The sequence below is a fragment of the Bariatricus sp. HCP28S3_D3 genome, from assembly GCF_052065755.1.
GTDB lineage: Bacteria > Bacillota > Clostridia > Lachnospirales > Lachnospiraceae > Allocoprococcus.
The window spans coordinates 1-1,537 of sequence record NZ_JBQHTK010000080.1 but is presented as its reverse complement, the minus strand read 5'-3'; the positions used below and the strand labels follow the sequence as shown (position 1 = coordinate 1,537).

Below are 1,537 nucleotides of genomic sequence, written 5' to 3'. Positions count from 1 at the left end.
CGAGAGTTTGATCCTGGCTCAGGATGAACGCTGGCGGCGTGCCTAACACATGCAAGTCGAACGAAGCACTTTTACTCGATTCTTCGGATGATGGTAATAGTGACTGAGTGGCGGACGGGTGAGTAACGCGTGGGTAACCTGCCTCATACAGGGGGATAACAGTTAGAAATGACTGCTAATACCGCATAAGACCACGGAGTCGCATGACTCAGTGGGAAAAACTCCGGTGGTATGAGATGGACCCGCGTCTGATTAGGTAGTTGGTGGGGTAACGGCCTACCAAGCCGACGATCAGTAGCCGACCTGAGAGGGTGACCGGCCACATTGGGACTGAGACACGGCCCAAACTCCTACGGGAGGCAGCAGTGGGGAATATTGCACAATGGGGGAAACCCTGATGCAGCGACGCCGCGTGAGCGAAGAAGTATTTCGGTATGTAAAGCTCTATCAGCAGGGAAGAAAATGACGGTACCTGACTAAGAAGCACCGGCTAAATACGTGCCAGCAGCCGCGGTAATACGTATGGTGCAAGCGTTATCCGGATTTACTGGGTGTAAAGGGAGCGTAGACGGCTGTGTAAGTCTGAAGTGAAAGCCCGGGGCTCAACCCCGGGACTGCTTTGGAAACTATGCAGCTAGAGTGTCGGAGAGGTAAGTGGAATTCCCAGTGTAGCGGTGAAATGCGTAGATATTGGGAGGAACACCAGTGGCGAAGGCGGCTTACTGGACGATGACTGACGTTGAGGCTCGAAAGCGTGGGGAGCAAACAGGATTAGATACCCTGGTAGTCCACGCCGTAAACGATGACTACTAGGTGTCGGGTGTCACAGACATTCGGTGCCGCAGCAAACGCAATAAGTAGTCCACCTGGGGAGTACGTTCGCAAGAATGAAACTCAAAGGAATTGACGGGGACCCGCACAAGCGGTGGAGCATGTGGTTTAATTCGAAGCAACGCGAAGAACCTTACCTGGTCTTGACATCCCTTTGACCGACGAGTAATGTCGTCTTTCCTTCGGGACAGAGGAGACAGGTGGTGCATGGTTGTCGTCAGCTCGTGTCGTGAGATGTTGGGTTAAGTCCCGCAACGAGCGCAACCCTTATCTTCAGTAGCCAGCATTTAAGGTGGGCACTCTGGAGAGACTGCCAGGGATAACCTGGAGGAAGGTGGGGATGACGTCAAATCATCATGCCCCTTATGACCAGGGCTACACACGTGCTACAATGGCGTAAACAAAGGGAAGCAGAGCCGCGAGGCCGAGCAAATCCCAAAAATAACGTCTCAGTTCGGATTGTAGTCTGCAACTCGACTACATGAAGCTGGAATCGCTAGTAATCGCGAATCAGCATGTCGCGGTGAATACGTTCCCGGGTCTTGTACACACCGCCCGTCACACCATGGGAGTTGGTAACGCCCGAAGTCAGTGACCCAACCGAAAGGAGGGAGCTGCCGAAGGTGGGACCGATAACTGGGGTGAAGTCGTAACAAGGTAGCCGTATCGGAAGGTGCGGCTGGATCACCTCCTTTCTAAGGAAGAA

Annotated in this window: 1 rRNA gene; it reads left to right on the top strand. The window is 53.4% G+C overall.

Going from position 1 to position 1,537, the window contains the following annotated elements:
* A 16S ribosomal RNA gene (locus ACTNB3_RS17750) occupies positions 1 to 1,526 on the top strand.
* Positions 1,527 to 1,537: the final 11 nt, after the last annotated feature.